The organism is Microbacterium sp. B24 (assembly GCF_000333415.1).
GTDB lineage: Bacteria > Actinomycetota > Actinomycetes > Actinomycetales > Microbacteriaceae > Microbacterium.
This window is the reverse complement of the sequence record NZ_BADB01000039.1, coordinates 1-4221: the sequence shown is the minus strand read 5'-3', so window position 1 is coordinate 4221 and position 4221 is coordinate 1. Positions and strand designations below refer to the sequence as shown.

Genomic DNA, 4221 nt, shown 5'->3' with positions numbered 1-4221 from the left:
AGCTCGGTCCCGGGGATCCTCTAGAGTCGTGCGCGCGCTGCGGATCGATGCCGTTGGCTTCATAGACGTAGAGAACATCGGCATCCGACCCGAACCCGAGTTCCGCGCCGCCGAAGCGCCCCATCGCGATGACCGAGAAATCGAGAGCGGCATCTTCCGGCGCGACGATCTCGCGCCGAACCGCACGAAGGGTGGCCTGGATCGTCACCTCGCTGACCGTGGTGAGTCCCTGCGCCAGCTCGTCGATGGTGAGGGTCCCGAGGATGGCGCCGAAGGCCAGACGCAGCAGCTCTCGTCGACGCAGCGCCCGGACGGCGCGCATGGCGTCGCCGACCGTCTCATGGCGGGTCTGAATCGCCCGCGCCTCCTCCTGCAGTGCGTGCCCGCCGCGCGGACGCAGCTGCTCGTCGGAGTCGAGCCACGCCACCGACTCCGGGATCCACTCCATCAGTTCGCCGATGTAACGCGAGCCGGACAGCACGCGGGTGAGACGCTCCGCCGCGCCGGAGGAGTCGCGCAGCATGCGCAAGAACCACGGCGTGTCGCCGAGGCGCTCGCTGATACGTCGGAAGGCGAGCAGACCGTAGTCGGGGTCGACGCCGTCGGCGAACCAACGGATCATCACCGGCATGAGATGACGCTGAATCGTCGCCTTGCGGCTCAAACCGCCCGTGAGGGCACCGATGTGACGGAGGGCACCGGCCGGGTCATGGAAACCGATCGCGGCGAGCCGATCGTGCGCCTGGTCGGGCGACAACTGGTGCTCGTCCGAACTGAGCGCCGCCACCGCCGACAGCAGCGGACGGTAGAACAGACGGACGTGGATCTCGCGCACCTCGCGTTTGATCCCTTCCCACAGCGCCCACACGGCGGGTCCGGTCTCGGCCAGCCCGGACGAGCGCGCCAGCAGACGAAGACCCTCGGGTTGCTGCGGCATCAGGTGCGTTCGTCGCAGATCCCTCAGCTGCATGCGGTGCTCGAGCACGCGCAGCATGCGGTAGTCGCGGGAGAAGGTCGCGGCATCCTCGCGGCCGATGTACCCGGCGCCCACGAGGGCCTCCAGTGCGTCGAGCGTGCCGCGCTGACGAATGCTGTCGTCGGTCAATCCGTGGACGAGCTGCAGCAGCTGGACCGTGAACTCGATGTCGCGAATGCCACCCGGCCCCAGCTTCAGTTGGTAGGCCACGTCCCCCGGGGGGATGTGATCGGTCACACGTTCGCGCATGCGCTGCACGCTGTCGACGAAGTTCTCCCGCGCTGCGCTCGTCCAGATCTTCGGCTGGACCGCAGCGACGTAGGCCTCGCCGAGCATGCGATCACCCGCGAGTGGGCGTGCCTTCAGAAGGGCCTGGAACTCCCAGCTCTTGGCCCAGCGGTCGTAGTAGGAGAGGTGCGAGTCGAGGGTGCGGACGAGGGCGCCCTGTTTGCCTTCGGGGCGCAGGTTCGCGTCGACCTCCCACAACGGCGGCTCGACCTCCATGCCCGAGATGCCCCGCATGGTCTGCACGGCGAGTCGCGTGGCGATGTCGATGACGCGGCTCTCCCCCACCCGCTCGACGAGTTCATCCGAGCCGCCGCCGACGAAGATCACGTCGACGTCGCTGACGTAGTTGAGCTCTCGAGCGCCCGTCTTGCCCATCCCGATGATCGCGAGCCGGGTGGCAGAGACCTGCTCGTGGGGGAACAACCCGGAGCCGGGGGCGCCACCGGCGACTCGTGTACGTGCCACGCACAGCGATGCCTCCAGAGCTGCCCCGGCCGCGTCCGCGAGGCTGGCGGCCACGGGCGCCAGGACCTCGACCGCATCGTGGGCGCCGAGGTCATAGGTCGCGATGCGCGCCAGCATCCGGCGATAGCGCACACGCAGCGCCACCCACGCGCTCTCGTCGCCGCTGGCGGCGAAGCCCTCGGCATCCGCTCCGACCGCGCTCGTGAGCTCTGCTCGAAGTTCGTCGGCCGTTGGCAGCGGTGTGCCCGCACCCGTGAGGTGAGCCAGCTCGTCGGGATGGCGCAGGTAGAAGTCCGCGAAGCCGTTGGAGGCGCCCAGCAGCCGCCACACGCTCGAGGAGACGCGACGCAGCGCCGCCGCGACGGCGGGCCCGTCACGTCGGGCGATGCGCGCCAGCGCGGACAGAGCCGCGTCGGGGTCGCCCGCCTCTGCGGCTCCGCGCAGGATCTCCTGCCGTCCCATCCCGAGCGCATCCACGAGCTCGGTCAGCAGCGCATCGGCGTCGCCGAGCTCACCGAATCCGTCGCGCGCCAGTTGTGTGAGAACCGACGTGCGCTCGTTCGACGACACGGCTCAGAGCATCTCCAGGTTGCTCTTCAACTCGAACGGCGTCACCTGCGCGCGGTACTCCTGCCACTCGCGACGCTTGTTGAGCAGCACGTAGTTGAAGACCTGCTCGCCGAGGGTCTCGGCGACCAGCTCAGACTCCTCCATGTACTCGAGGGCGTGGTCCAGACTCGCGGGCAGCTGTGCGTATCCGAGCGCACGCCGCTCAGAATCCGTCAGCGACCACACGTTGTCCTCGGCCTCGGGGGGAAGCTCGTATCCTTCCTCGATGCCCTTGAGGCCGGCGGCCAGCATGAGCGCGAAGGCAAGGTAGGGGTTCGCGGCAGAATCCAGCGCACGGTACTCGACGCGCGTGGACTGCCCCTTGTTCGGCTTGTACATGGGCACGCGCACGAGGGCGGAGCGGTTGTTGTGGCCCCAGCAGATGAAGCTCGGGGCCTCATCGCCGCCCCAGAGGCGCTTGTACGAGTTGACGAACTGGTTGGTCACGGCCGCGATCTCGTTCGCGTGGGTCAGCAGGCCGGCGATGAACTGTCGGCCCGTCTTGGAGAGCTGATACTGCGCGCCCTCCTCGTAGAAGGCGTTCTGGTCGCCCTCGAACAGCGACATGTGGGTGTGCATGCCGCTGCCGGGCTTGCCGGAGAGGGGCTTCGGCATGAACGTCGCGTAGACGCCCTGCTCGATCGCGACCTCTTTGACCACGGTCCGGAAGGTCATGATGTTGTCGGCGGTGGCGAGGGCGTCGGCGTAGCGCAGGTCGATCTCGTTCTGACCGGGACCGCCCTCGTGGTGGCTGTACTCGACGGAGATGCCGAGGTCCTCCAGCATGCGGACGCTGCGACGGCGGAAGTCGTGCGCGGTGCCGCCGGGAACGTTGTCGAAGTAACCGGCCGAATCGACCGGCTCGGGGCCTTCCGCCCCGAAGGACGACGACTTGAGCAGGTAGAACTCGATCTCGGGGTGCGTGTAGAACGTGAACCCGGCATCCGCCGCTTTCGCGAGCGTGCGCTTGAGCACGTGGCGGGGATCTGCGACCGCCGGCTGCCCGTCGGGAGTCGTGATGTCGCAGAACATGCGACCCGTGGGGTCGATCTCCCCGCGCCACGGAAGAGTCTGGAACGTCGTCGGGTCGGGGTGCGCCAGAAGGTCGGACTCGTAGGAGCGCGTGAGTCCTTCGATCGCCGAGCCGTCGAAGCCGAGTCCCTCGGTGAACGCCCCTTCGACTTCGGCCGGAGCGATCGCGACCGACTTCAGGGTGCCGATCACATCGGTGAACCAGAGGCGGACGAACTTCACGCCCCGCTCTTCGATCGTGCGCAGTACGAAGTCCCGCTGCTTGTCCATCGCGTCCTCTCAGATGCCGCTTCTCAGATGCCGCTTCGAAGGGAAGCCGGGCCCACGCCCAGACTATCGTTCCCGGCTCGTGTCCGACGTGTCGCCGGGCGCGCGTCAGTCGTTCTCGCGCTCGTCTTCCTCGGCCCATTCGCGAGAGCGCTGGGCGAGCAGCTGCGGAGCGTTGGCCGCCTCCTCGGCGGTGTCGAACGGGCCGGCGCGGTCGATCGCCGGCGACTCGAAGCCGCGCTCCACGGCGCCGGTGGAGAAGTTGTACCAGTACTTGTCTTCGCCTGACGTCATGGCGCGTCCTTCCTGTCGGGGCGTACGCCCACCGGTCCCGATCTGCGGGCTCTGGCTCGATCCTAACGAGCGGCACCGACGACCTGGATAGGCTGGACGCCATGACGACGAAGGCGACCCGCGCGGTCGGTGTGGACATCGGCGGAACCGGCATCAAGGGTGCCCTCGTGGATCTGGAGGGGGGAAACCTGCTCAGCGACCGCGTCAAGGTTCCGACACCGGCCGGCGCAGAGCCGGACGACGTGCTGGGCGCGGTGAAGAGACTCTAGAGGATCCCCGGGACCGAGCTC

Annotated in this window: 4 protein-coding genes; 1 reads left to right on the top strand and 3 read right to left on the bottom strand. The window is 68.2% G+C overall.

The features are described from left to right. The 3 genes from I5I_RS00760 to I5I_RS00750 form a co-directional block, all read right to left on the bottom strand. Positions 1-2299: bifunctional [glutamine synthetase] adenylyltransferase/[glutamine synthetase]-adenylyl-L-tyrosine phosphorylase (locus I5I_RS00760; RefSeq protein WP_036315162.1), on the bottom strand; the 2299-nt coding region annotated here is incomplete at its 3' end. Positions 2300-2302: 3 nt separating this feature from the next. After that, positions 2303-3640, bottom strand: coding sequence for a type I glutamate--ammonia ligase (gene glnA / locus I5I_RS00755; protein ID WP_036285083.1), 1338 nt, complete (start codon positions 3638-3640; stop codon positions 2303-2305). A gap of 105 nt (positions 3641-3745) precedes the next feature. Next, the gene (locus I5I_RS00750; protein ID WP_036315160.1) at positions 3746-3931 is read right to left on the bottom strand and encodes a hypothetical protein; all 186 of its coding nucleotides are present in this window, start codon (positions 3929-3931) and stop codon (positions 3746-3748) included. A gap of 101 nt (positions 3932-4032) precedes the next feature. Here I5I_RS00750 and I5I_RS16185 point away from each other — a divergent pair, with 101 nt between their 5' ends. After that, complete coding sequence (locus I5I_RS16185) at positions 4033-4200, top strand: hypothetical protein (protein WP_374699895.1); 168 nt, start codon at positions 4033-4035, stop codon at positions 4198-4200. Positions 4201-4221: the final 21 nt, after the last annotated feature.

Excerpts from the sequence above, each read along its gene's own strand:
- glnA (WP_036285083.1), bottom strand. The coding sequence starts at position 3,640 with ATGGACAAGCAGCGGGACTTCGTACTGCGCACGATCGAAGAGCGGGGC.
- I5I_RS00750 (WP_036315160.1), bottom strand. The coding sequence starts at position 3,931 with ATGACGTCAGGCGAAGACAAGTACTGGTACAACTTCTCCACCGGCGCC.
- I5I_RS16185 (WP_374699895.1), top strand. The coding sequence starts at position 4,033 with ATGACGACGAAGGCGACCCGCGCGGTCGGTGTGGACATCGGCGGAACC.